We start from the raw sequence: 22,235 nt of genomic DNA, 5'->3' as shown, positions 1-22,235 counted from the left end.
TCGCCATTGCCGCCGTCGCATAGACTCGCGGCAATTTTTTTCCCCGCGACGTGCGTCAAAGCGATGAACACACCCCAGGCAGACACTGCAACAGTGAAGGCAACGGCGGCAGATGCCGCCACAGCGACAGCGCCTACCGGCACCCCCTACGGCACGCTGCCGCCTGCCTCGCCGCTGCCGCAGCGCCGCCCGGTCAGCCTGCCGCGGCTGGCGCAGATGCGCGAGGCAGGCGACAGGATCACCATGCTGACCGCGTATGACGCCACCTTCGCCGCCGTGGCCGACGCAGCGGGTGTGGAATGCATTCTGGTGGGTGACTCACTGGGCATGGTGTGCCAGGGGCTGCCTAGCACCGTCGGCGTGACACTGGACACCATGGCCTACCACACCGCCAGCGTGGCCCGCGGCCTGCACCGCGTGCAGGGCACGGCCTGGCTGGTGGCCGACCTGCCCTACGGCACCTATGCCGAGAGCCGCGAACAGGCCCTGCGCAGCGCCTGCACGCTGATGCAGGCGGGCGCGCACATGGTCAAGCTGGAGGGCGGTGGCTGGACAGCGCCCACGGTCGAGTTCCTGGTGCAGCGCGGCGTGCCGGTATGCGCCCACCTGGGCCTGACGCCACAGACAGTGCACGCCCTGGGAGGCTACCGCGTGCAGGGCAAGACCGACGACGCGGCGCGCACCCTGCGCAACGAGGCACACGCGTTGCAGGACGCCGGTGCCGCCATGCTCGTGCTCGAGATGGTGCCCGCTGCGCTGGCCGCCAACCTCACGTCCGAGCTGCCGCACTGCCACACCATCGGTATCGGCGCGGGCAGCGGCACGGCCGGCCAGGTGCTGGTGTTGCACGACATGCTGGGCATGAACCTCGGAAAAATGCCGAAGTTCGTGCACAACTTCATGCAGGACGCCGGCAGCGTGCGCGGCGCCATCGAGGCGTATGTGCAGGCGGTCAAACAGGGCCGCTTTCCTGACAACGCTGTACATGCCTGGTAGGCCTCTGCCAGCCCAGGCCTGACCGACGCAAGTCTTTCAACGCGTCACGCAGGGCTGCGGCAGGATCGGCCCGCAACGCTGCCAGCAGGCTTGCGCAGCGGGCGTCGTGTCATCCAGCGGCAGCCGTCACCCCCCCTCCATCGACATCAGAACCCCACCCCCATGCTGATCGCCCACACCATTGCCGAACTGCGCGAAGCCCTTGCATCGCACCGCCACCCGGCGTTTGTGCCCACCATGGGCAACCTGCACGAGGGTCACATTGCCCTGGTCCGCCAGGCGCGCCCGCTGGGCGATGCCACCGTGGCGAGCATCTTTGTGAACCGCCTGCAGTTTTTGCCGCATGAGGATTTCGACAGCTACCCGCGCACCTGGGAGGCCGACTGCGCCGCCTTGCGCGCAGCGGGTTGCGATGTGCTGTTTGCCCCGCGCGAAGCCGACCTGTACCCCGAGCCGCAGACCTTCAAGGTCCACCCCGACCCGGCTCTGGCCGACATGCTGGAGGGGCACTTTCGCCCAGGCTTCTTCGTGGGCGTGAGCACGGTGGTCATGAAGCTGTTTGCCTGCGTGCTGGGTGCCAGCGGCGGCACAGCGGTGTTTGGCAAGAAGGACTACCAGCAGCTCATGGTCATCCGCCACATGGTGCGGCAGTTTGCGCTGCCGGTACAGATCGTGGCCGGCGAAACCAGCCGCGCGCCAGACGGCCTGGCGCTGAGCTCCCGCAACGGCTACCTCAGCCCTGAGGAGCGACAGGAGGCCGTGGCCCTGTCGCAGGCTTTGCGGCAGCTGGCGCAGGCCTGGTCCTCGGCCACTTCGCCTGCCCCTGCACTCGAAGCCCAGGCCATGCAGGCGCTGCAAGTGCGGGGCTGGCAGCCGGACTACCTGACTGTGCGTCGCCGGTCCGACCTGGCGGCCCCCACCGCGCACGATGGTCCGGGCAACCTGGTCGCGCTGGGCGCAGCCCGGCTGGGGAGCACCCGCCTGATCGACAACCACGAGTTCTGACACCAGCGCAGGTACCAGACGCATCGCGGCATGACCGCGCCCATCAGATACTATTATTTTTGTAGCACGAGGTGCAATAAATACCTGGACTTGGAGCCGTTATGGCTCAAATTCGGCCCCCAATGCCCATCAGGCGGCCGGGAATGACGCCGGGGAGGCCTCTCCGTTCACCCCTGGCTGCCGCCCTGGGGAGCGCGGCGCTGAAACTGGGCCTGCACGAGGTCATGCACAAAGCGCAGCTTCACCATGGCGCCGGAAGACAGCGCAAACGGGTAGGCATCGTCCTGCCCCAGACTGCGGTTGAGGCTGTTGAGCATCAGCGTGAGGGGCACCCACTGGCGCACCATGTCCTGGAACAGGGGGCGGGGCACGGCAAACGGGTCGGTCACATGGTGCCGCGCAGGCGAGTTCGGGTCGGGCACCGTCACGCCGGTCTGGTAGCTGGCGGCCGTCTCCAGCAGGTCAATCATGTGCAGGTAGTGCGCCCAGGTCTCGGCCCAGTCCTCCCAGGGGTGCGAGGCGGCGTAGGCGCTTACATGCCGGGCGGCCCAGTCGCCCAGATCCATGCCGCGGGCATAGTGCGCATTCAGCGCGGCCCCGTAGTCGGCGCGCTCGTCGCCGAACACGGCGCGAAACCCTTCCAGCTGGCCACCGTCGCGCACGAGCTGGTCCCAGTAGAAATGGCCGGACTCATGCCGCAGGTGGCCAATGAGCGTGCGGTACGGTTCACCCAGGGCAATGCGGCGCCGCGCGCGCTCTTCGTCATCGGCCTCGGCCACGTTCAGGGTGATGGTGCCGCCCAGATGCCCGGTGATGACGGGCGGCCCGCCCGGCAGGTCGGCCAGGAATTCGAACACCGGGCCCGCAGTGCCCGGCACGGGCTCCAGCCCGAGCCGGGCCAATGTGTAAAACAGCTGCCGCTTGGCGGCCTCGACCTGCTTCCACCGGCGCAGATTGCTCGCGTCTGACAGGTCGGGCAGCACGCGGGTCTGCCGGCACGAGACGCACAGGTCGGCAAAGTCGTTGGCAGGCACGGCAAAGTTGCACGCCTGCAGATTGGTGTGGTGCCGGCACATGCGGTACAGCCGCCCGCTGTACTCCGATGTGCCACGACGGCCCCTGCGACGCCACAGGTCGGGCCCGTCCTGCGGAGCAGGCGTGAGCGCCGCCATCGACATCTGGTCGGGCAGAAAGGCCAGCTCGCTGCCGCAATGCAGGCAACGGACGCTGTCGAAAAAAACCAGATGACCGCAATGGTCGCAATTGAAAACCCGCATGTGCCTGAGCTTATACCCATCCGCGCGGCAACCCGATGCCACCACGCTCGCGCGCACTATTGCGCCCATGAAAAAAGGGCAGGCCATGGACTGTGTGCCCAAAGCCTGCCCCCCGGTGACCGTCAACGCCCCACTGCGTGAACCTTCGAGACTTCTCCAGCGACCGGCGCATGGGAGGTCAGTCGACCGCCACGCTGTGCACGGTTCATCGCCCAGCCCGAAGGCCGCGCGATCCCGAACGCCAGCGATCAGGACCGATCAGGACCGATCACGGACGCACAACGATGCTGTTGCGCACTTCGCGCACATTCTTCGTGTTGCGGGCAATGTTTTCAGCCTGCGTCTTTTCGGTCTGCGACTTGGCAAAGCCCGACAGCTGCACGGTGCCGTTGAGGGTCTCGACGCTGATCGACGTTGCCGAAACGTTCTTGTCTTCAGCCATCTTGGCCTTCACGGCGGCGGTGATGCCGGCGTCGTCTACATACGAACCAGCGGTTTGCTGATTGCGGGCGACCGAGCAACCGGTGGCCGTGACGATGGTGAGGCCAGCAACAGCGGCGAAAGCGAGAGCACGTGCGTATTTCATGATTTTTTCCTTGGGGACGATGGTTGGAATGCGGGTGCGCAAACACTGCATGTTTGCCGGCCTGTTGCACCCTCCGTGGCCGGCAAATGCGGGGGCGGCGTTGTCGCGTGCGGTGAAGTCATCGCAAACGGCAACCGCCGGTGCCAGGGCATGCACATCACAGTGTGCGCCGCACCCGGCAGCATTCGGGTCAGTAGGTGCTGGTACGGCGGTCGCGGCTACGCGACATCCAGAACATCAGCGTGGCCAGCGCGGCGCCAGAGGCAGCCGCAATCATTACGGCCTTGCCGGGCTGCTGCTCCACATAGCGCGTGGTGGCATCGGCCGCTTCCTGCAGCTGGCGGCGGGCCTTGGCGCTGGTTTCGGCGCAGTAATCAATGCTGCGCGAGGCAAGCTCCTGGGCACGCGCTGCCAGGTCGTCAATGATCGGGTCAGCCTTGCCGCGCAGGGCATGTACGCCCTCTTCCGCCTTTTCCAGGGTGCTGTGCGCAGCCTGACGGGTGGACTGCACCGTGTCCTGCGCGCTCTTCAGCGCATCATCAGCAAGGCTGCGGGTAGCGGGAGTGGATGTGTTGCCAAGGTTGTCATTGTTCATTGAACTGCTCCTGAGGAATTTGGGAAGGGGTCTTGTGGGGGGATGGGTCAGCGGCACGCGGTGCCGTCAACCCTTTCGCACCAGGCTGAGGACAAAGGTCACCACAGCCATGATCACGAACACAAAGAAAAGAATCTTGGCGATGCCGACTGCACCGGCGGCAATGCCACCAAAACCAAAGATGGCGGCGATCAGCGCGATCACCAGAAAAACAACTGCGTAGTGCAACATCTCGCTCTCCTCATGAAAGGGGCCGGCTTCGCGGCGGTAGGGGCACGCCCTCTCGGCGTCTGGAGTCCAATGTAGGCGTGCCCGGTAGCGGGCGATGCCATCCCCCGGCGCGGGGGTGTGTCGGCATCGCGGGGGCAGCGTCTGTAGGAGAGCGCCTACCGCGCACGGCCATGGCGCGCGGAACGATGTTGCATGGAAGATGAGTGGCAAATGGCCTCTGCTGTTACGCGGCGCATCGCGTTGTGTATGCCGGGTGACCGCATGGGTGACAGCGCCGCGGGGCCACCGATGCATCTTGCACTCGCATCCCTCCCCAGTAGGCACACGCCTTGATCCATCGTGCCCCAAGCGCTCGCAGCGTTGGCGAACCCTCTGCCTGGCAAAAACCGCCGCAGAGCCCTTACAAAATGGAAACAGTTTGTATTTGTCTCTGCGCCGTTTTCGGGGGCCTAAACGGGCTCCGAACCGGTCGTTTTGGGCAGGTCTTCGGAACCCGCACCCAGCGGCAAAACAGCCGACATGAGCGTACCGTTTCCAGGCCGCGAAGTGATCGAAAGACGCCCGCCCGCGGCCTCCACCCGGTGGCGCATTCCGGACAGACCGTGGGAGGTCGGGCGCACCGTGGCAGGGTCAAATCCCTCGCCGTTATCGCGCACCTGCACGGCCACATGCGTGGGGTAGCCGTGTACCGACACCAGCACCTTCGTGGCCTTGGCGTACTTGCCGATGTTGGTGAGCGCCTCTTGCACCATGCGGTACACCGTGAGCTGCGATGCATCGGGCAGCTTCACTGCTTCCAGACTCGTTTCGACCTCGATACCGGCGCGCTCGGCGTACTCACGCGTGAGGATTTCGATGGCCGCCGTCAGGCCCAGGTTCGACAGCGATGAAGGCCGCAGGTCTTCGATGATCCGGCGCTTGAGCGCAATGCCGCTGTTGAGTGTTTCGGTCAGGTGCTTGAGCCGTTCGGACACATCAGGCGAGGTCGTGTCGATCTTCGATTTGAGACGCGCCACATCAAGCTTGGCCGCCGTGAGCAGCGCGCCCAGTTCATCGTGCAGCTCGCGCGCAAGATGCCCGCGTTCTTCCTCGCGAACCTGCTGCAGGTGGCTCGCAAGCTCCGACAGCGTGGCCGTGCGCTTTTTCACGAGCACTTCCAGGCGGTCGCGTTCGCGCTCAAGCAATGCCTGCTCGCGCTGGTTCATCAGCAGCACGGCGTGCGCCTGGCGCAGGTACATGTAGAAGGCCAGCAAGCCGATCGCGGTCACGGTGGCAATGCCGATGCGCGAGAGCATCAGGGACTGCTCGATCTGCTGGCGGCCAGCCTCCAGCCGCATGTCGCTGCGCTTGAGAAGCTCTTGCGCATGGGTGCGAATTGCGTCCATCTGCTCGCGCCCGAGGTCGGTGTGCAGGACGAACTTCCACGCGTCTTCATTACCCTGCCTGCGCAGCCGCACGCTCAGTTCCATCTCGGCCAGCTTGCGCGAAATCTGCCGCGACAGGTACGCAAATTCCTGCATGTCGCTGGGCTCTGCCATGAACTGCGTGCGCAGGTTGTCGAGGTTGGAATGCACGGTGGAGACCGCCGCGCTGTAGGGTGCGAGATAGGTTTCATCGCCGGTCAGCAGATACCCGCGCTGCCCGGTTTCGGCATCAAGCATGCTCTGCAAAAGCGTGCTCACGTTCTTGCGTGCGAGCAGGCCGAACTCCATCTGCTGGACCGCGTCCTGCGAGCGCATGTGGCCCGTTTCATTGATGCCTACCAGCACCATCGCGGCAAGCAATGCCATGGGCAGACTGAGCGCCATCTGGCGTACTTTTGGCAACCAACGGAGGGTGTGCTGTTTGAGATTCATGCGCTCTATTCTGGATAATGAATGCTTATGTTTCGGTCGTCGTCACACCCTGTTGCAGGGCGCGGCGTGCGGCTAGCGACGCTGTACAACCAATACGCATCGGGGCTGGCTTTGCTGCCCCGCGAAAGAGAGACCGATGATCAAGATAGGCATTGTGGATGACCACGCGATTGTTCGCTCCGGCCTGCGGCAGTTCCTGTCGGAGCATGTGGACCTTCGTGTCGAGGGAGAGGCCGGCAACGGGCGCGAGGCCATCGACCTGGTGCGCAACAAGGAAATCGACGTGCTGCTGATGGACCTGTCGATGCCGGGGCAAAGCGGGCTTGATGCACTGGCCATGCTGCGCGCCAAGGCGCCGGACATGGGCATCCTCATCCTGAGCGGCTACCCCGAAGAGCACTACGCCATCAATCTGATCCGCCAGGGAGCGAGCGGCTACCTCAACAAGGAATGCGAGCCGTCGGAAATCGTGGAGGCCATTCGTACCATTGCGCTGGGCCGCCGCTACCTCACGCCCGCTGTGGCCGAACTGCTGGCGCAACAGCTCAATCGCAAGGACGACGCACCGCCGCACGAGCAGCTGTCGGAGCGCGAGTTCCAGGTGTTCTTGAAGCTGGCCAAGGGCGAGACGGCGGGCGACATTGCCAAGGCCTTGTCGCTGAGCGTGAAGACGGTGAGCACCTACCGCACGCGCCTGATGGAAAAGATGAGCCTGTCGTCCAACAGCGATCTCACGTACTACGCACTGAAGAATCGCCTGATCGACTGACATGGGGAGAACTCAGCCGGGGCCCGCCCGGCTGGGACACCCCGACCGAGAGCAGACCAAAACAGAAAAGGAAGAGAAAAGGAAAACGCGCACGACACCCGCCTGAAGTTTGGCGGGGAGCGCGTCAGGCAGAGTGGCCGGACATGGCCATGGGCTTGCCCGAATCGGCGCCCGAATGCCCGCTGCTGTGCTGGATGCAGTAGTCCACCAGGGCATCGATCTCGTTGGATTTGTCGAACACCGCGTCCACGCCCAGCTGGGCACAGCGCATGCGCACATCGGGCGTCGCATAGTTGCTCAGCACCACCATGCGCTGGCCGGGCCTCCTGGCGCGGCATGCAGCCAGAACCCCGAGGCCGCTTCCCTGCCGCAGAAACAGATCCACGATGGCGAGGTCCCACTGGTCTCCGTGGGCGCTCAGCCAGGTTTTGCCCTCGTCTTCCGTCTCTGCAACACCTACCGCTTCCACTGACGCCAGTTCCTCCAGCGTTCCAATCAGGTTCTCGCGGATGGTGGCGTTGTCTTCAACGATGTAGGTGCGGAGTTTCACAGGGGATCCATTCATGCAACCGTGCAAGGCAACCACGGCTGAATGCCTAATTTAGGCGCTCATCGAATTTCATTTTGCCAGCCATGACGGGCGGGGTATGTAGGAGCGGTCCTACCGCGCAACACATACCGGGCAATCGGGCGCACGCTGCATGCGCATCGTGCTCCACTCCATGGAACGGCCATCGAGCATCAGCATGCGCCCTGCCAGGCTGGTGCCGATACCTGCCACCAGCTTGAGGGCTTCGGCGGCCTGCATGGCGCCCACCACTCCCACGAGCGGCGCAAAGACGCCCATCGTCGAGCAACGCACCTCTTCAAACTCCGCATCAGGCGGGAAAATGCATGCATAGCACGGGGCAGCATCGGCCCGCGGATCGAAAACGCTGATCTGCGCATCAAAGCGTATGACGGCACCCGACACGAGCGGCACGCGGTGGCGCACGCAGGCAGCGTTGACCGCCTGGCGCGTGGTGTAGTTGTCGCAGCAATCGAGCACCACCGTGGCCTGCGCCACCAGCGTGTCAAGCAGCGCTGCATCGGCGCGCGCGCGCACCGCACTCACCTGCACTTCCGGGTTGATGGCAGCCATCGCCTGTGCGGCCGACTCCACCTTGGGCATGCCTACCCGCGCGGTGGTGTGCGCAATCTGCCGCTGCAGGTTCGTGAGGTCGACCTCGTCGTCATCCACCAGCGTGATGCGCCCCACGCCTGCCGACGCCAGATACAGCGCTGCAGGCGACCCCAGGCCACCGGCACCGATTACCAGCGCGTGCGCGTCCAGCATGGCTTGCTGACCTTCGATACCCACCTCGTCAAGCAGGATGTGGCGCGAGTAGCGCAGGAGCTGGTCGTCGGTCATGGGCGTGTGTAAAGACAGAAAGAAGGGGGCGTGAAAAAGGCCGGCTTCCGCAGGAAGTCCGGCCTTTCAGGCTGAGCGCGCGAAAGCTCAATTCTCTTTCTTTTCTTCCTTGCGTTCGGTGAGGACCTTGCTCACCAGCACCGGACGACCCTTGAGCTGATTGAGCGCCTGCACCAGCTGGAAATCCTTGTCGCTGCCGAACTCGGGCGCCTTGCGGTCGGTCGCGGGTTTTTTGGACTCTTCTTCCAGACGCTTGCGCGCTTCCTCGCGCGCCTTCTCGCGGGCCAGGTCCTTCTTTTCTTCGCCCTGGCCGCTGCCCAGGTGCTTTTCGAGGTCGGCCTCGCGCATGCGCAGCGACGCGAAGATGTTGCCCTCTTCCGACTCGTCGATCATCACGTCGGGGACGATGCCCTTGGCCTGGATCGACTTGCCACTCGGGGTGTAGTAACGCGCCGTGGTCAGCTTGATGCCCGTCTCAGGCCCCAGGGGGCGCACGGTTTGCACAGAGCCCTTGCCAAAGGTCTGGCTGCCCATGATGGTGGCGCGCTTGTGGTCCTGCAGGGCACCGGCCACGATCTCGCTCGCAGAAGCCGAGCCTTCGTTCACCAGCACGACCAGCGGCACCGACTTGAGCGCAGCGGGCAGGCGCTTGAGCGGATCGCCCCCGCCGCGGCGCTGATAGAAATCGGGCGAGGCCTTGTAGGTGGCCTTGCTGTCGGCCAGCTGGCCGTTGGTGGTCACCACCGTCACGTTCGCCGGCAAGAAGGCGGCCGATACGGCCACGGCGGCATCGAGCAGGCCACCCGGGTCATTGCGCAGGTCCAGCACCAGACCCTTGAGGTTGGGTTCCTGGCGATAGACCTCCTCGACCTTGCGCACAAAGTCGTCCACCGTGCGCTCCTGGAACTGCGAGAGGCGGATCCAGGCGTAGCCGGGCTCGACCACCTTGCCCTTGACGGACTGGGTCTTGATCTCTTCACGCGTGATCGTGACCGGGAACGACCGGTTCTCGTCCTTGCGAAAGATGGTGAGCGTGACCTTGGTGTTGGGCTCACCGCGCATGCGCTTGACGGCCTCGTTGATCGACAGGCCCTTGACTGCGGTATCGTCGATCTTGGTGATCAGGTCGTTGGTCATCAGGCCCGCGCGGAACGCGGGCGAGCCTTCGATGGGCGAAACGACCTTGATGAGGCCCTCTTCCTGGGTGATCTCGATCCCCACGCCGACAAACCGGCCCGACGTACCCTCGCGGAATTCCTTGAAGGACTTCTTGTCGAAATACTGGGAGTGCGGATCCAGGCTTGCGACCATGCCGGTGATGGCGTCGGTGATCAGCTTTTTATCGTCCACCGGCTCCACGTAATCGGTCTTGACGAGGCCGAACACCGCAGACAGCTGCTGGATTTCTTCCAGCGGCAGGGGGGCCATGGCGCCGCGCGCCACCGTCTGGAGTGACACCGTGGTGAGCGCGCCTGCCACCACCCCCACCGATACCCATCCCGCAATTTTCAGTTTGTGGCCCATGCAACACCTTTTACCGGTACAAAAATCAATATACACCTTGGAGAGCCCGAAGCCGCCCCGGTTCCGCGCAGGCCCGCACTTTCAAAGGGCTGGCAGGCGCAAAACACCTCATCCAGCCCAGCTTTACACGGCCTTTACGCTTTGCCCTGCGAAGCCACGGCCGCTGCTGCCTTCGCGGCCGCCTCCGCGTCGCCCAGATAGTAGTGGCGGATGGGCTTGAGGTCGGCGTCCAGTTCGTATACCAGCGGAATCCCATTGGGAATGTTCAGGCCGACGATGTCCGACTCGGAAATGCCGTCGAGGTACTTGACCAGGGCACGGATGGAGTTGCCGTGGGCGGCCAGCACCACGCGCTTGCCCGAGCGGATCGCCGGGGCCATGGCCTCGTTCCAGAAGGGCAGCACGCGCTCCACGGTGTCCTTGAGGCATTCGGTCAGCGGCACGCTGCCTTCGGCCAGGCCAGCGTAGCGGCGGTCGCTGCGCTCGCTGCGGGGATCGCCGGCTTCCAGGGCGGGCGGGGGCGTGTCATAGCTGCGGCGCCACACCAGCACCTGCTCGTCGCCGTATTGCTTGGCCATGTCGGCCTTGTTCAGGCCCTGCAAGGCACCGTAGTGGCGCTCGTTCAGGCGCCAGTCCTTCACCACCGGCAGCCAGGTGCAGTCCATTTCGTCGAGCGTGTACCACAGCGTGTGGATGGCGCGCTTGAGCACGCTGGTGAACGCCAGGTCGAACTCGTAGCCCTCGGCCTTGAGCAGCTTGCCCGCAGACATGGCCTGCGACACGCCGGTAGGCGTCAGGTCCACGTCGGTCCAGCCGGTAAAGCGGTTTTCAAGGTTCCAGGTGGATTCGCCGTGGCGGATCAGAACGAGTTTGTACATGGGGTCCCCAGGGAAATGCGGGTCAAAATCAAGCATTCTAAAATTACGGCGTTCGCCAACCCTAGGAAACCTTGTGAAATTCATCATCGAAAACTGGTACCTGCTCGTCGTCGCGCTGGCATCGGGCAGCATGCTGCTGTGGCCCACGCTCAAAAGTGCAGGGGGCGGCTCCCTGACGCCGGCCGGTGCCGTGCAGCTCATCAACCGCGAAAAAGCCGTCGTCATCGACGTGTGCGAGACCGAGGAGTTCGCGCTGGGCCATGTGGGCGGCGCCAAGAATGTGCCGCTCAACCAGCTGGAAGAGCGCCTGCCCGGCCTGGTGAAGAACAAGGCCGTGCCCGTGGTGCTGGTGTGCGCCAGTGGCGCGCGCTCGAACCGTGCAGTCGGCATCGCCAAGAAGCTCGGCTACGAAAAGGCCCAGGCCATGGCCGGCGGCATGAAGGCCTGGCGCGAAGCCAGCCTGCCGGTGGAAAAAGCCTGAAGCGCCCTTACCTGCACTGTTTCAACGCACAGGAGTTCGCCATGCAACCCGTGAAGATGTACACCACCGCCGTCTGCCCCTACTGCATACGTGCCAAGCAGATCCTCAAGTCCAAGGGCGTGGAGCAGATCGAAGAGATCCGCATCGACATGGACCCCACCGCCCGCAACCACATGATGGAGATCACCGGCCGCCGCACGGTGCCGCAGATCTTCATTGGCGACACCCATGTCGGCGGCCACGATGACCTGGTGGCGCTGGACGGCCGCGGCGGGCTCATGCCGCTGCTGGGCGCCGCCTGAACCCGTTCGACGGGGCTGCATAATGCGGCCCCATGTGCCCGCTGCGGGAGCCTTTCCGCGGCGGGTTTTGTTTTGCCAGCATTCCGTAAAAGCAAAGAGACTTCACCATGGCCGATCAAGAAAATCCCGTCTTCCAGATCCAGCGCGTCTACCTCAAGGACATGTCGCTGGAGCAGCCCAATTCGCCCGGCATCCTGCTCGAGCAGGAACAGCCCAACGTGGACATCCAGCTCGGCGTGGAAGCCACCCCTGTGGCCGAAGGCGTGTTCGAAGTGGCCGTGACTGCCACCGTACAGACCAAAATCAAGGACAAGACCGTGTTCCTGGTCGAGGCCAAGCAGGCAGGCATCTTCGAGATCCGCAACATCCCCGAAGACCAGATGGGCCCCATCATGGGCATCGCCTGCCCGCAGATCGTCTACCCCTACCTCCGTGGCAACGTGGCCGACATCATCAACCGCGCCGGCTTCCCGCCTGTGCACCTGGCTGAAATCAACTTCCAGGCGATGTACGAGCAGCAGCAGGCCCAGGCCGCCGGCCAGCCTTCGCCCATCATCACGCAATAATCAGCAATTTGGGGTCTTTTCGACCCCAAGCGCTTGATTCATAAGCGCTTGCAGCTATGAAAATCATAGTATTGGGCGCCGGCGCCTGGGGTTCTGCTGTGGCCATGAGCGCGGCCCAGCACCCGGCCGGGCACGCCGTCACGCTGTGGGCGCGCGATGCCGCCCAGGCCGACCAGATGCGCCGCGGGCGCAAAAACGCCCGGTACCTGCCCGGCATTGCCTTTCCCCCTTCCCTTGCACTGGCCGATGGCGATTTCGCTGTGCTGCTGCGCGATGCCGATCTGGTCATCGTGGCCACGCCCATGGCGGCGTTGCGGGGCATGCTGCACTCGCTCAGCACAGTGCGCGCACCCGTTGCCTGGCTGTGCAAGGGTTTTGAGGCAGCCCCTGCGAACGAACCGGACGCATTCGGGCTGCTGGCACACGAGGTGCAGGCCGAAGTTGCGCCTGGGCTGCTGGCGGGCGTGCTGAGCGGGCCGAGCTTTGCGCAGGAAGTGGCACTGGGCCAACCGACTGCGCTGGTGGCCGCCAGCCCGCATGAGGCCGTGCGGCAGGCACTGGTGCAAGCCTTTCACAGCCCGAGCGTACGCGTGTACGCCAACGAAGACATCGTGGGCGTGGAGGTGGGCGGCGCCGTGAAGAACGTGCTGGCCATTGCCACCGGGTTGTGCGACGGGCTTTCGCTGGGGCTCAATGCCCGGGCTGCGCTCATCACGCGGGGCCTGGCCGAAATGACGCGACTGGGGCTTGCGCTGGGCGCGCGGCCCGAAACCTTCATGGGCCTGTCGGGCCTCGGTGACCTGGTGCTGACCGCCACGGGCGACCTCTCGCGCAACCGGCGTGTGGGCATGCTGCTGGCAGAAGGCAAGACGCTGGCACAGGCGGTGGATTCGCTCGGCCATGTGGCCGAAGGCGTCTACAGCGCCCGCACCGTGGCGCGGCGCGCGGCGCACCTGGGGGTCGACATGCCCATTACCCGCGCAGCGGTGGCACTGCTCGATGGAGAGATCACGCCAGCCGCTGCTGTGGCGCTGTTGATGGGGCGCGGGCCTGCTGCTGAAATGGCTTGAGCGGGTGCAGCAGCGCTGCAGGCAGACCCGCACCGCACAAAAAAGCCGCTGCTCCAGGCTGGAGTCAGCGGCTTTTTGGTGTGCGGGATACCGGTATGCCTGCCTTGCGGCTGCACCACCGGCCGGCACCAGGTTTGTTCGCGTCAGAACACGCCGAACAGCATGAGCAGCAAAACAACCGAGAGGGGTACGCCGAGCAACCAGGCAATGATGGGCATGGAGATCTCCTGAAAAAGGGTGGTGGGTAAAAGGTGTCTCTACCTTAGGGCCCCACCCTCGGCCTCCGTGTGCGCCAGCGCTGCGCCTGGCCGTAGTCCCGTGCCTACTGCTGCACAGCCCTTGCCGTCCCGGGGCGGCGTGCTACAGGCCCAGTTCCAAGGCCAGCAGTTCGTCCACCGTCTGCCGGCGGCGGATCAGGCGGGCCTGGCCGCCATCGACCATCACCTCGGCAATCAATGGGCGCGTGTTGTAGTTCGATGACATGGACGCTCCATACGCACCCGTGTCGTGGATCACCAGAAGGTCGCCCACCTGCGCCCCGGGCAGCTCACGCGGCAGCACCACGCCGCCGTCGCCCTGCGTGAACACATCGCCCGACTCGCACAGCGGGCCGGCCACCACCGTGGGGTGCGCGGCGCCCGTGGCGCCATCGCGGCGCAGCACGCTCATGCCGTGGTAGCTGCCGTACATCGACGGGCGCATCAGCTCGTTGAAACCCGTATCCAGCAGCACGAAGTGGTTGCTGCCCGCGTTCTTGGTGGCGCGCACTTCGCCCAGCAGCACGCCCGATTCGGCCACCAGGTAGCGGCCGGGCTCGATCTCGAGGCCCAGCTTGTGGCCCACCACGGCCTCGGCCTGCTGGCGCGCGGCGTCCCACAGGCCGTGGTAGTGCTGCGTGTCCACCACCGGCTCGCCCGCGCGGTACGGAATGGACAATCCTCCGCCGGCCGAGATGGCGTGCAAGTCGTGCCCGGCGGCATGCGTGGTCTTGACCAGGTTGACCATGGCGCCGCACACCTCGGCCAGGTGGCTGTAGTCCACGCCCGAGCCAATGTGCATGTGCAGGCCCACGAGCTTGAGGCCGTGCTGCGCAATCGCCGCCAGCGCTGCGGGCAGGTCGGTGTGCCAGATGCCGTGCTTGCTCTGCTCGCCGCCCGTGTTGGTCTTGTTGCTGTGGCCGTGGCCAAAGCCGGGGTTAATGCGCAGCCACACCGCATGGCCGGGCGAGCGGGCGCCCAGCTGGTGCAGCATGTCGATGGAGCCGGCGTTCACGGGCACGCGCTGCTGCACCACGAACTCCAGGGTGGCGGCATCGAACAGGTCGGCCGTGAAGACGATGTCCGAGTGACCCTCGGCATCCCAGCCGGGCTGATAGCCGGCCGCCAGCGCGCGTTGCATTTCGCCGCGCGACACGGCATCCACCTTGACGCCCTGCTCGCGCATCAGCGAAAGGATGTGGATGTTGGAACACGCCTTTTGTGCAAAGCGGATGGTCTCGAAGTTGGACACCTGCGCGATGCGCTGGCGGATGGTGGCCGCGTCGTACACCCACAGCGGGGTGCCAAACTGGTCAGCCAGGGCCCACAGCTGGGCGGGCGAGAAGGGGTTGGACATGCGCAGAACTCCGGCAAGGCAGGACAAGAACAGCGGCGATCATCGCGGCAAATCTTCATTCAGTCCAATACCCTTTTGCGGACCATCCATTCAATCTGGATATGCTTTGGCCATGCCCGACACCAGCCAAGCCCCGCGCATCTCCCACCGCCACATCGAAGTCTTCCGCGCCGTGATGGCCGCTGGCAGCGCCACCGGTGCCGCAGAGCTGCTGCACAGCTCGCAGCCCACGGTGAGCCGCGAACTGGCGCGGCTGGAGACGCTGCTGGGCTACGCCCTATTTGAACGTAGCCAGGGCCGGCTACGCCCCAACGCGCGGGCGCTGGCGTTGTGGGATGAGGTGCAGCGCTCGTGGCAGGGGCTGGAACGCGTGGTCGAGCGCGCGGTGGCTCTGGGCCGGCCCGATGCGGTGCAGCTGTCGGTGCTGTGCCTGCCGGCGCTGGCGCACGCCCTGCTGCCCGGTGCCGCAGCCCGGCTGCTGCAGGCGCGGCCGCTCACGCGGCTGTCGGTCACGCCGCAGGAATCGCCGCTGCTCGAAGAATGGATGAGCGCCCAGCGCTTTGACCTGGGACTGTGCGAGCAGACCGCGGCGCCACCGGGCACCGGGGCCGAAGTGCTGCTCACGCTCGATGAGGTGGCGGTGCTGCCCGCCGGGCACCGCCTGGCGCAGCGGCCGGTGCTGCAGCTGCATGACTTTGCCGGTGAGCCGTTTGTGAGCCTCTCGGCCGACGACCCCTACCGCCGCCTGATCGACGCGCGCTTTGCCGAGGCAGGCGTGCCACGCACGCTGCGGGTGGAGACGCACAGCGCCGCTGCCGTATGCGCCATGGTGGAGCACGGGCTGGGCGTGGCCATTGTCAACCCGCTGACCGCGCTGGCCTGCGCCAGCGAACGGCTGGTGCTGCGGCGGCTGGCGTTTTCGATCCCGTTTTGCGTGGCGGCCCTGTGGCCGCAATACCGCCCCGCCCTGCCCGAGGCGGCGCCGCTACTGCAGGCCCTGAAGGACGAAGCACAGGCTGTGGCAGGCCGGCTGGCGGCGCTGCCGTGAGGGCACAGGGAGATTGCGGGATGGCCAACACGGCGCTCGGCCAACCACGGACTGCTATTCAACTAATAGCTATCAGGCCAACCAATACAAGCGCCAGCGGCCTGTTTGACCTGAAATCGGCACCCCAGGGCGGTCCCACGGCATCAGCGGGCCCGCCCGGCACGCGGCGTGGTTGTCGCAGCTCAGCCCGGTGGCGACATGCTGCGCACCTTCACCGCCAGCCGCTCCTGCACGGAGGGCGAGACGAACTTGTGCACTTCGCCGCCCAGCACGGCGATCTCGCGCACAAAGGTACTGCTGATGAACTGGTATTTGTCGCTGGGCGTGAGGAACACGGTTTCCACCTGCGGCATCAGGCTGCGGTTCATGCCCGCCAGCTGGAACTCGTAATCAAAGTCGGTCACGGCGCGCAGGCCGCGCACCATGGCCTTGCCGCCGCGGGCCACCACAAAGTCGCGCAGCAGGCCCGAGAAGGACTCCACCTGCACCTGCGGGTAGGGCTTGACGGCCTCGCGGACCATGTCGATGCGTTCTTCCAGCGAGAACAGGGTCTTCTTGTGATGCCCGGCCGCCACGGCCACGATCACATGCTCGAACAGCTGCGTGGCACGGCGAACCACGTCTTCGTGTCCCAGGGTGATGGGGTCGAAAGTGCCGGGGTAAACGGCAATCACGTTCTGGGCCATGGCTGGTTGTCTCCTCGATGGCGAATGGTCGTTGGCACCGGGGACAGAGCCAACCGGGCTGCGTGCGCGCATTATGCAGTGCGGTGCAGCACGAAACGGGCGCCCGGCCTTCCCGTTTGACGAGGGCCAACGCCGTGCCGTGAGCGCCGTCAGCGCACGGCACCCTGCGCAGGCTGCCGGCCATGCGCCGCTCGATCAGCAGCGCGAAGAACCGCCGATGTCAGGCCGCCGCAGCCCCGGCGCCCAGCGGGCGCAACAGGTGGGCGTGCACCGCACCGGCCTTGAGGTGCCGGTACAGCGCCAGGCCCAGCGGCGCCAGGCGCTCATCGGTCCAGGCAGCGGGGGCCTCCAGGTAGATGAATCCACCGGCAGCCACGGCACCCGCAGCAGCCTTGAGCGCGGGGTCGAACAGCTCGCTGTCAAACGGCGGGTCCAGCAGCACCAGGTCGAGGCTGCCGGGCGCCGCCTGCCCCAGGGCGGCCACGCCGTCGCCGCGCTGCACGCGCACGGCGGTGGCCTCCAGCTTCTGCTGCAGCTTGTGCAATTGCGCCACCAGCGCAGCGTCGTTTTCCACCAGTTGCACGGCGGCGGCGCCGCGGGACGCGGCCTCCAGCCCCAGCGCACCGGTGCCGGCAAACGCATCCAGGCACCGCCAGCCGTCCAGGTCCTGACCCAGCCAGTTGAACAGCGTCTCGCGCACGCGGTCAGGCGTGGGGCGCAGGCCAGGGCGGCTGGCCACCTGCAGGCGCGTGCGCTTCCACAGACCGCCAATGATGCGGATCTCGCCCGCGCCCTTGGGTGCGGCAGCTGCGGCGGCTGCCGCCTTTTCACGGGCTGCAGCCTTTGCGCTGGCTTTAGAGGCGGGTATGGCGGGGGCCGCTGTCTGGGCCTTGCGGATCTCGGCGTTGATGGCGCTCACGCGCAGGGTGGAGCGGCTCATGGCTTGCCCCCCACCACCACGGTCACCATGCGCTCGGGCTGCAGCTTGCGGGCCATGGCGGCACGCACGTCGGCCACCGTCAGGGCCTCCACCTTTTTCGTCCACTCGTCCAGGTAGTTCAGCGGCAGGTCGTTCCAGGCGATGTTGGCCACGTTGCCCAGCAGTTTCTTGTTGCTGTCGATGCGCAGCGCAAAGCCGCCGATCAGGTTGTCCTTGGCGGCGCGCAGCTCGGCCTCGGTGGGGCCCTCGGCCACGTAGCGGCTGATCACGTCGCGCGACACCTTGACGGCCTGCGCCGCCTGGTCGGGCCGCGTCTGCAGGCCCACGGTGAAGGCCCCGGCGTGCAGGCCCCCCGCAAAGTAGCTGTACACGCTGTAGCTCAGGCCGCGCTTTTCGCGCACCTCGCTGGTCAGGCGCGAGACAAACCCGCCGCCGCCCAGAATGTGGTTGCCTACCAGCAGGGCGAGGAAGTCCGGATCACGCCGGGCAAAACCGGGCTGGCCGATCAGTACATGGGCCTGGGCCGAGGCAAACGGAATATTCTGCTCCACCGGCGCGGTGAGCGCGGCGATTTCGCCCACAGGGGGCAGCGGTGCGCAGCCCGTGCTGGCCGGCAGGCGCGACAACAGCGTGGCCACCAGCGTCTGCGCCTGCGCGCGCGACACCGCGCCCACGATGCTGACCTTGGCCCGGCAGCTGGCCACCAGCTGGGTGTGAAATGCCTGCATGTCGGCCACGTCGATGCGCATCAGCGTGTCTTCGGTGGTCCGGGTGCCGTAGGGGTGGCTGCCGTACACGGCAGCGGCAAATGCCTGCCCCGCCACCGTGGCGGGGCGGGTGTTGGCCTCTTTGAGGCTGGCGATCCAGCGGGCGCGGTCGCGGGGCCACACGTCGGCAGGCCAGCTAGGCTCGCCGATCTGGCGGGCGGCCAGTTGCGCGGCGCGCGCCAGCAGCGGCGGGTCGGTCAGCGACCGCAGCGAATAGTGCAGCGCATCGTTGTCGGCGCTGGCGTCAAAGCTGGCACCCAGGTCGGCCCAGGCTTCGCCCAGCGCGTTTTCGTCCAGCGCGGGTTCGGCGCCCGCCGCCTTCACGCCCTTGGATGCCATGTTGGCCACGGCACTGGCCAGGCCGGCCTTGCCGGCAGGGTCGCGGCGGCTGCCGGCGTCAAAGTCGATCTGCACGTCCACCATGGGGATGACCGGGCTTTCGACCAGCCACACCTTGGCGCCGTTGGGCTCCGTCCAGTGCTGGATGGGCAGCAGCGCCCAGGCAGAATTTGCATAAAACAGGGCGGTAGCGCTGGCAATTATTGCCTTGGCTGCTACGTTTTTTATAGTAATCATGTGCGGTGGCGGCAAGGCGCGTTCAACGGATGGCGGTGCCAGGTGGCAGCGTGGGACGGGCGCGCGGGGCATCCAGCGGCTGCGGCAGCAGCGTGGCGGCCGTGAGCTGGTCGTCCCCAAAATATTTGGCGGCCACGGCCTGCACCTCGGCAGGCGTAACCGTGCGCAGCAGGGCCAGCAGCTTTTCGTTGGCATCCAGCGGAAAGCCCTGCACCCAGTTGCCGCCCAGTTCCTGCGCCTGGTTCATCACCGAGTCGCGCTCGTACACGGTCGATGCAATCCACTGCGTCTTGACGCGGTTGAGCTCGGCCTCGCTCACGCCGCCCTGGGCCACGCGGACCACCTCGGCGCGCAGGGCTTCTTCGACCTGCGCGGCGGTCTTGCCCTGCGCGGGCACGCCGGTCAGCATGAACAGGCTGGGGCCGCGGCCTGTGACCATGGCGCCGCTGCTCACGGTGTCGGCCACACGGTTGTCGCCCTGCGTGAGCGCGCGGTCCAGCCGGGCGCCGTCGTAGCCGCTGAACACGGCGGCAAGCACCATCAGGGCCAGCGCGTCGCGGTCGTTCGCGTCCAGGTTTTCCACGCGCTCCAGGCCCGGTGTGCGAAACGCCAGCGCCACGTAAGACTGCTCGGCCGGGGCCTTCACGGCAATGCGGCGCAGGCCGCGCTGCTCGGGCTCAACACGGGGCTTGCGGGCCGGCACGGCGCGGGCGGGCAGGCTGCCGTAGTACTTCTCGGCCAGGGCGCGCACCTTCTTCACATCCACATCGCCCGCCACCACCACGGCGGCATTGGCAGGCGCATACCACTGGCGGTGAAACGCGCGCACGTCTTCGGGCGTCATGGCATCGAGGTCGCTCATCCAGCCCACGATGGGCCGGCGGTAGGGCGATGCGATGAAGGTGGTGGCAAACAGCTGCTCGGCCAGCAGGGCGCGGGGCTGGTCTTCGGTGCGCAGGCGGCGCTCTTCCTTCACCACCTCGATCTCTTTCTTGAACTCTTCGTCGGGCCACTGGTTGTTGGCAAACCGGTCGGCCTCCAGCCGCATCACGTCTTCCAGGCGGTGCGAGGGGATCTGCTGGAAGTAGCCGGTGTAGTCGCGGCTGGTGAAGGCATTTTCGCGCCCGCCCAGCGCTGCCACCTGGCGCGAGAAATCGCCGGGCTTCACGGTTTTGGAGCCCTTGAACATCATGTGCTCCAGAACATGGGCCACGCCCGTGGTGCCGTCCACCTCGTCCATGGAGCCCACACGCACCCAGAGCATGTGCACCGCGGTGGGAGCCCGGTGGTCGGGCTGCACGATGAGCTGCATGCCGTTTTTCAGCGTGAACTGCTGCGCACCGGAGGCCGTGGCCGGCGCGGATGGGTTGGGTTGGGAGACCGGGGTGGTGTCCGCAAGGGCGGCTCCGGCACAGAGGCTGGCCGCAAGGGCCAATAGGGTGAAAGCGCGTTTCATAGAATGCACTGATTCTAAGAACCCGCCAATGTTCAGTTTTTTCAAGAAAAAGCCTACCCCCGCGCCCACCGAGTCTCCTGAGCCGCCCGCGGCGCAGCCGCCCTCACCCGCCGCCGCGCCTGCACCCCTGGCTGACTCCGACCCGGCCAGCGCCGTAGCGCCGTTGGCACCGGCGCCTTCACCGGAGTCTTCGATAGCTGAGCCCGCGCCAGAGGCAGCAGCCCCGGCTGCATCAGGTATCGCAGCAGTGCCGGGCTTTGGCTGGTTGCGCAACCCGTTTGGCTCGCGCGCCCCCGAGGCAGCGCCTGCCCCCGCTGCAACGACGCCGGAGGTGGCCGATGCACCGGCCCCGGCGGCACCCGTGGCACCCGTAGCGCCCGTCACGACGGCCCCAATCCCCGCACCGTTGCCGGCTCCCGCCGCAAGCCCCGCGGCCTTGCCGCCCACACCAGCCAGGCCCGCGTCTGCGCCCCCTGCTGCCCCGTCGGATGTCTCGGTGCCTGCACCCGTTGCCGCATCGCCCACGGTACCGGCCCCCGCCCCGGCCGAACGCAAGGGCTGGCTCGACCGCCTCAAGTCCGGCCTGCGCAAGACGGGCACCAGCATCACCACGGTGTTCACCGGCACCAAGATCGACGATGCGCTGTACGAGGAGCTGGAAGAAGCCCTGCTGATGGCCGACACCGGCGTGAAGGCCACCACGCACCTGCTGGAAGACCTCAAGCGCCGCGTGAAGGAGGCCAAGGCCACCGACCCGGCAGCGGTCAAGGGCCTGCTGGCCGACGCGCTGGCCGACCTGCTGCGCCCGCTCGAAAAATCGCTGGTCATCGGCCTGCACACGCCCACCGTGATCATGGTGGCGGGCGTCAACGGTGCGGGCAAGACCACCTCCATCGGCAAGCTCACCAAGCACCTGGCCGACGAAGGCGCCGGTGTGCTGCTGGCCGCGGCCGACACCTTCCGCGCTGCGGCGCGCGAGCAGCTGGGCGTATGGGCAGACCGCAACACGGTCGAAATCGTCAGCCAGGAAGGCGGCGACCCGGCTGCCGTGAGCTTTGACGCCGTGACAGCTGGCAAGGCCCGTGGCAAGGATGTGGTGCTGGTCGACACCGCCGGCCGCCTGCCCACCCAGCTGCACCTGATGCAGGAGCTGCAAAAGATCAAGCGCGTGGTGACCAAGGCCGACGCCACCGCCCCGCACGAGGTGCTGCTGGTGATTGACGGAAACACCGGCCAGAACGCGCTGGCGCAGGTGCGGTCGTTTGACGACGCGCTGCAGCTCACGGGCCTGATCGTGACCAAGCTCGACGGCACGGCCAAGGGCGGCGTGCTGGCGGCTATTGCCCAGGAGCGCCCGATTCCGGTGTACTTCATCGGGGTGGGCGAAAAGCTCGAAGACCTGGAAACCTTCAACGCCCGCGAATTCGCCCAGGCCTTGCTCTCCTGAGCCCACGCCACCGTGCGTCCATTGCGCCATGGGCGCATGGACAGCGTCGCACCGCGCTGCCCCCCCCCGTGCACGAAATGGCCCGTCAGGGCCATTTTTACGTTTACGAATGCTTGCATTTCCCGCATGATGAGATTTGGTGACTCATCCGGGA

At 66.2% G+C, this 22,235-nt stretch carries 23 protein-coding genes; 9 read left to right on the top strand and 14 right to left on the bottom strand.

What is annotated here, in order from left to right; translation table 11 throughout:
• The first annotated feature begins 63 nt into the window (after nucleotides 1-63).
• Both panB and panC read left to right on the top strand, forming a co-directional pair.
• Entirely contained in the window at nucleotides 64-996 is a 933-nt protein-coding gene (panB, locus tag ACTPOI_RS14910) for a 3-methyl-2-oxobutanoate hydroxymethyltransferase (RefSeq protein ID WP_440110129.1), read from the top strand.
• A gap of 162 nt (nucleotides 997-1,158) precedes the next feature.
• A complete protein-coding gene (gene panC / locus ACTPOI_RS14905; RefSeq protein ID WP_440110127.1) occupies nucleotides 1,159-2,001 on the top strand; it encodes a pantoate--beta-alanine ligase in 843 nt (280 codons plus the stop codon).
• Nucleotides 2,002-2,168: 167 nt separating this feature from the next.
• Here panC and ACTPOI_RS14900 read toward each other — a convergent pair whose 3' ends face one another.
• The 5 genes from ACTPOI_RS14900 to ACTPOI_RS14880 form a co-directional block, all read right to left on the bottom strand.
• On the bottom strand, nucleotides 2,169-3,278 hold the full coding sequence (locus tag ACTPOI_RS14900) for a zinc-binding metallopeptidase family protein (protein WP_440110125.1): 1,110 nt from the start codon (nucleotides 3,276-3,278) through the stop codon (nucleotides 2,169-2,171).
• Between the two features lie 268 nt (nucleotides 3,279-3,546).
• Nucleotides 3,547-3,864 carry a BON domain-containing protein gene (locus ACTPOI_RS14895; RefSeq protein ID WP_440110123.1) on the bottom strand — a complete coding sequence of 106 codons (318 nt, stop codon included), beginning with the start codon at nucleotides 3,862-3,864 and terminating at the stop codon, nucleotides 3,547-3,549.
• A 190-nt stretch (nucleotides 3,865-4,054) separates the two neighbouring features.
• A complete protein-coding gene (locus ACTPOI_RS14890; protein WP_440110121.1) occupies nucleotides 4,055-4,459 on the bottom strand; it encodes a hypothetical protein in 405 nt (134 codons plus the stop codon).
• Nucleotides 4,460-4,525: 66 nt separating this feature from the next.
• Nucleotides 4,526-4,690: a DUF1328 domain-containing protein gene (locus ACTPOI_RS14885; protein ID WP_069104980.1), complete on the bottom strand. Its 165-nt coding sequence runs from the start codon at nucleotides 4,688-4,690 to the stop codon at nucleotides 4,526-4,528.
• Nucleotides 4,691-5,139: 449 nt separating this feature from the next.
• Nucleotides 5,140-6,546 carry a sensor histidine kinase gene (locus ACTPOI_RS14880; protein WP_440110119.1) on the bottom strand — a complete coding sequence of 469 codons (1,407 nt, stop codon included), beginning with the start codon at nucleotides 6,544-6,546 and terminating at the stop codon, nucleotides 5,140-5,142.
• Nucleotides 6,547-6,682: 136 nt separating this feature from the next.
• On the opposite strand from ACTPOI_RS14880, the gene ACTPOI_RS14875 reads away from it, so the two are divergent.
• Nucleotides 6,683-7,315 carry a response regulator gene (locus tag ACTPOI_RS14875; protein WP_008903433.1) on the top strand — a complete coding sequence of 211 codons (633 nt, stop codon included), beginning with the start codon at nucleotides 6,683-6,685 and terminating at the stop codon, nucleotides 7,313-7,315.
• A gap of 124 nt (nucleotides 7,316-7,439) precedes the next feature.
• Here the strand turns inward: ACTPOI_RS14875 and ACTPOI_RS14870 are convergent, their stop codons facing one another.
• From ACTPOI_RS14870 to gpmA, 4 genes are all read right to left on the bottom strand, one after another.
• Nucleotides 7,440-7,865 (bottom strand): response regulator, encoded by a 426-nt coding sequence (locus ACTPOI_RS14870; RefSeq protein ID WP_440110116.1) that lies wholly within the window; start codon nucleotides 7,863-7,865, stop codon nucleotides 7,440-7,442.
• A gap of 111 nt (nucleotides 7,866-7,976) precedes the next feature.
• The gene (locus ACTPOI_RS14865) at nucleotides 7,977-8,726 is read right to left on the bottom strand and encodes a HesA/MoeB/ThiF family protein (protein ID WP_440110114.1); all 750 of its coding nucleotides are present in this window, start codon (nucleotides 8,724-8,726) and stop codon (nucleotides 7,977-7,979) included.
• Between the two features lie 87 nt (nucleotides 8,727-8,813).
• Nucleotides 8,814-10,250, bottom strand: coding sequence for a S41 family peptidase (locus ACTPOI_RS14860; RefSeq protein WP_440110112.1), 1,437 nt, complete (start codon nucleotides 10,248-10,250; stop codon nucleotides 8,814-8,816).
• Nucleotides 10,251-10,384: 134 nt separating this feature from the next.
• Nucleotides 10,385-11,128: a 2,3-diphosphoglycerate-dependent phosphoglycerate mutase gene (gene gpmA / locus ACTPOI_RS14855; protein WP_069104976.1), complete on the bottom strand. Its 744-nt coding sequence runs from the start codon at nucleotides 11,126-11,128 to the stop codon at nucleotides 10,385-10,387.
• Between the two features lie 73 nt (nucleotides 11,129-11,201).
• Between gpmA and ACTPOI_RS14850 the strand changes: the two genes are divergently transcribed.
• The 4 genes from ACTPOI_RS14850 (at nucleotide 11,202) to ACTPOI_RS14835 (ending at nucleotide 13,547) form a co-directional block, all read left to right on the top strand.
• A complete protein-coding gene (locus ACTPOI_RS14850) occupies nucleotides 11,202-11,609 on the top strand; it encodes a rhodanese-like domain-containing protein (RefSeq protein ID WP_440110109.1) in 408 nt (135 codons plus the stop codon).
• 41 nt (nucleotides 11,610-11,650) lie between these two features.
• Complete coding sequence (gene grxC / locus ACTPOI_RS14845; RefSeq protein WP_300472820.1) at nucleotides 11,651-11,911, top strand: glutaredoxin 3; 261 nt, start codon at nucleotides 11,651-11,653, stop codon at nucleotides 11,909-11,911.
• Between the two features lie 107 nt (nucleotides 11,912-12,018).
• Nucleotides 12,019-12,477 (top strand): protein-export chaperone SecB, encoded by a 459-nt coding sequence (secB, locus tag ACTPOI_RS14840; RefSeq protein ID WP_440110107.1) that lies wholly within the window; start codon nucleotides 12,019-12,021, stop codon nucleotides 12,475-12,477.
• 56 nt (nucleotides 12,478-12,533) lie between these two features.
• The gene (locus tag ACTPOI_RS14835) at nucleotides 12,534-13,547 is read left to right on the top strand and encodes an NAD(P)H-dependent glycerol-3-phosphate dehydrogenase (RefSeq protein ID WP_440110105.1); all 1,014 of its coding nucleotides are present in this window, start codon (nucleotides 12,534-12,536) and stop codon (nucleotides 13,545-13,547) included.
• Between the two features lie 360 nt (nucleotides 13,548-13,907).
• On the opposite strand, the gene lysA is transcribed toward ACTPOI_RS14835, so the two are convergent.
• Nucleotides 13,908-15,161, bottom strand: coding sequence for a diaminopimelate decarboxylase (lysA, locus tag ACTPOI_RS14830; protein ID WP_440110103.1), 1,254 nt, complete (start codon nucleotides 15,159-15,161; stop codon nucleotides 13,908-13,910).
• 112 nt (nucleotides 15,162-15,273) lie between these two features.
• On the opposite strand from lysA, the gene ACTPOI_RS14825 reads away from it, so the two are divergent.
• Nucleotides 15,274-16,209 (top strand): LysR family transcriptional regulator, encoded by a 936-nt coding sequence (locus ACTPOI_RS14825; protein ID WP_440110101.1) that lies wholly within the window; start codon nucleotides 15,274-15,276, stop codon nucleotides 16,207-16,209.
• Between the two features lie 182 nt (nucleotides 16,210-16,391).
• On the opposite strand, the gene coaD is transcribed toward ACTPOI_RS14825, so the two are convergent.
• The 4 genes from coaD to ACTPOI_RS14805 form a co-directional block, all read right to left on the bottom strand.
• Nucleotides 16,392-16,895 carry a pantetheine-phosphate adenylyltransferase gene (gene coaD, locus ACTPOI_RS14820; protein WP_069104969.1) on the bottom strand — a complete coding sequence of 168 codons (504 nt, stop codon included), beginning with the start codon at nucleotides 16,893-16,895 and terminating at the stop codon, nucleotides 16,392-16,394.
• A 220-nt stretch (nucleotides 16,896-17,115) separates the two neighbouring features.
• A complete protein-coding gene (gene rsmD / locus ACTPOI_RS14815) occupies nucleotides 17,116-17,835 on the bottom strand; it encodes a 16S rRNA (guanine(966)-N(2))-methyltransferase RsmD (protein WP_440110098.1) in 720 nt (239 codons plus the stop codon).
• The gene (locus ACTPOI_RS14810; protein WP_440110096.1) at nucleotides 17,832-19,178 is read right to left on the bottom strand and encodes a M16 family metallopeptidase; all 1,347 of its coding nucleotides are present in this window, start codon (nucleotides 19,176-19,178) and stop codon (nucleotides 17,832-17,834) included. The genes rsmD and ACTPOI_RS14810 overlap by 4 nt, the downstream gene beginning before the upstream one ends.
• Nucleotides 19,179-19,200: 22 nt before the next feature.
• Nucleotides 19,201-20,634, bottom strand: coding sequence for a M16 family metallopeptidase (locus tag ACTPOI_RS14805; RefSeq protein WP_440110094.1), 1,434 nt, complete (start codon nucleotides 20,632-20,634; stop codon nucleotides 19,201-19,203).
• Nucleotides 20,635-20,662: 28 nt separating this feature from the next.
• Here ACTPOI_RS14805 and ftsY point away from each other — a divergent pair, with 28 nt between their 5' ends.
• Entirely contained in the window at nucleotides 20,663-22,081 is a 1,419-nt protein-coding gene (gene ftsY, locus ACTPOI_RS14800; RefSeq protein WP_440110092.1) for a signal recognition particle-docking protein FtsY, read from the top strand.
• Nucleotides 22,082-22,235: the final 154 nt, after the last annotated feature.

Source organism: Acidovorax sp. BL-A-41-H1 (assembly GCF_051942715.1).
The sequence above is the reverse complement of the archived record's forward strand: the minus strand, read 5'-3'. Positions and strand labels throughout refer to the sequence as shown.

What these genes read in the sequence shown, in the direction of transcription:
- panB (WP_440110129.1), top strand. Translation starts at nt 64, where the DNA reads ATGAACACACCCCAGGCAGACACTGCAACAGTGAAGGCAACGGCGGCA.
- panC (WP_440110127.1), top strand. Translation starts at nt 1,159, where the DNA reads ATGCTGATCGCCCACACCATTGCCGAACTGCGCGAAGCCCTTGCATCG.
- ACTPOI_RS14900 (WP_440110125.1), bottom strand. Translation starts at nt 3,278, where the DNA reads ATGCGGGTTTTCAATTGCGACCATTGCGGTCATCTGGTTTTTTTCGAC.
- ACTPOI_RS14895 (WP_440110123.1), bottom strand. Translation starts at nt 3,864, where the DNA reads ATGAAATACGCACGTGCTCTCGCTTTCGCCGCTGTTGCTGGCCTCACC.
- ACTPOI_RS14890 (WP_440110121.1), bottom strand. Translation starts at nt 4,459, where the DNA reads ATGAACAATGACAACCTTGGCAACACATCCACTCCCGCTACCCGCAGC.
- ACTPOI_RS14885 (WP_069104980.1), bottom strand. Translation starts at nt 4,690, where the DNA reads ATGTTGCACTACGCAGTTGTTTTTCTGGTGATCGCGCTGATCGCCGCC.
- ACTPOI_RS14880 (WP_440110119.1), bottom strand. Translation starts at nt 6,546, where the DNA reads ATGAATCTCAAACAGCACACCCTCCGTTGGTTGCCAAAAGTACGCCAG.
- ACTPOI_RS14875 (WP_008903433.1), top strand. Translation starts at nt 6,683, where the DNA reads ATGATCAAGATAGGCATTGTGGATGACCACGCGATTGTTCGCTCCGGC.
- ACTPOI_RS14865 (WP_440110114.1), bottom strand. Translation starts at nt 8,726, where the DNA reads ATGACCGACGACCAGCTCCTGCGCTACTCGCGCCACATCCTGCTTGAC.
- ACTPOI_RS14860 (WP_440110112.1), bottom strand. Translation starts at nt 10,250, where the DNA reads ATGGGCCACAAACTGAAAATTGCGGGATGGGTATCGGTGGGGGTGGTG.
- gpmA (WP_069104976.1), bottom strand. Translation starts at nt 11,128, where the DNA reads ATGTACAAACTCGTTCTGATCCGCCACGGCGAATCCACCTGGAACCTT.
- grxC (WP_300472820.1), top strand. Translation starts at nt 11,651, where the DNA reads ATGCAACCCGTGAAGATGTACACCACCGCCGTCTGCCCCTACTGCATA.
- secB (WP_440110107.1), top strand. Translation starts at nt 12,019, where the DNA reads ATGGCCGATCAAGAAAATCCCGTCTTCCAGATCCAGCGCGTCTACCTC.
- ACTPOI_RS14835 (WP_440110105.1), top strand. Translation starts at nt 12,534, where the DNA reads ATGAAAATCATAGTATTGGGCGCCGGCGCCTGGGGTTCTGCTGTGGCC.
- lysA (WP_440110103.1), bottom strand. Translation starts at nt 15,161, where the DNA reads ATGTCCAACCCCTTCTCGCCCGCCCAGCTGTGGGCCCTGGCTGACCAG.
- ACTPOI_RS14825 (WP_440110101.1), top strand. Translation starts at nt 15,274, where the DNA reads ATGCCCGACACCAGCCAAGCCCCGCGCATCTCCCACCGCCACATCGAA.
- coaD (WP_069104969.1), bottom strand. Translation starts at nt 16,895, where the DNA reads ATGGCCCAGAACGTGATTGCCGTTTACCCCGGCACTTTCGACCCCATC.
- rsmD (WP_440110098.1), bottom strand. Translation starts at nt 17,835, where the DNA reads ATGAGCCGCTCCACCCTGCGCGTGAGCGCCATCAACGCCGAGATCCGC.
- ACTPOI_RS14810 (WP_440110096.1), bottom strand. Translation starts at nt 19,178, where the DNA reads ATGATTACTATAAAAAACGTAGCAGCCAAGGCAATAATTGCCAGCGCT.
- ACTPOI_RS14805 (WP_440110094.1), bottom strand. Translation starts at nt 20,634, where the DNA reads ATGAAACGCGCTTTCACCCTATTGGCCCTTGCGGCCAGCCTCTGTGCC.
- ftsY (WP_440110092.1), top strand. Translation starts at nt 20,663, where the DNA reads ATGTTCAGTTTTTTCAAGAAAAAGCCTACCCCCGCGCCCACCGAGTCT.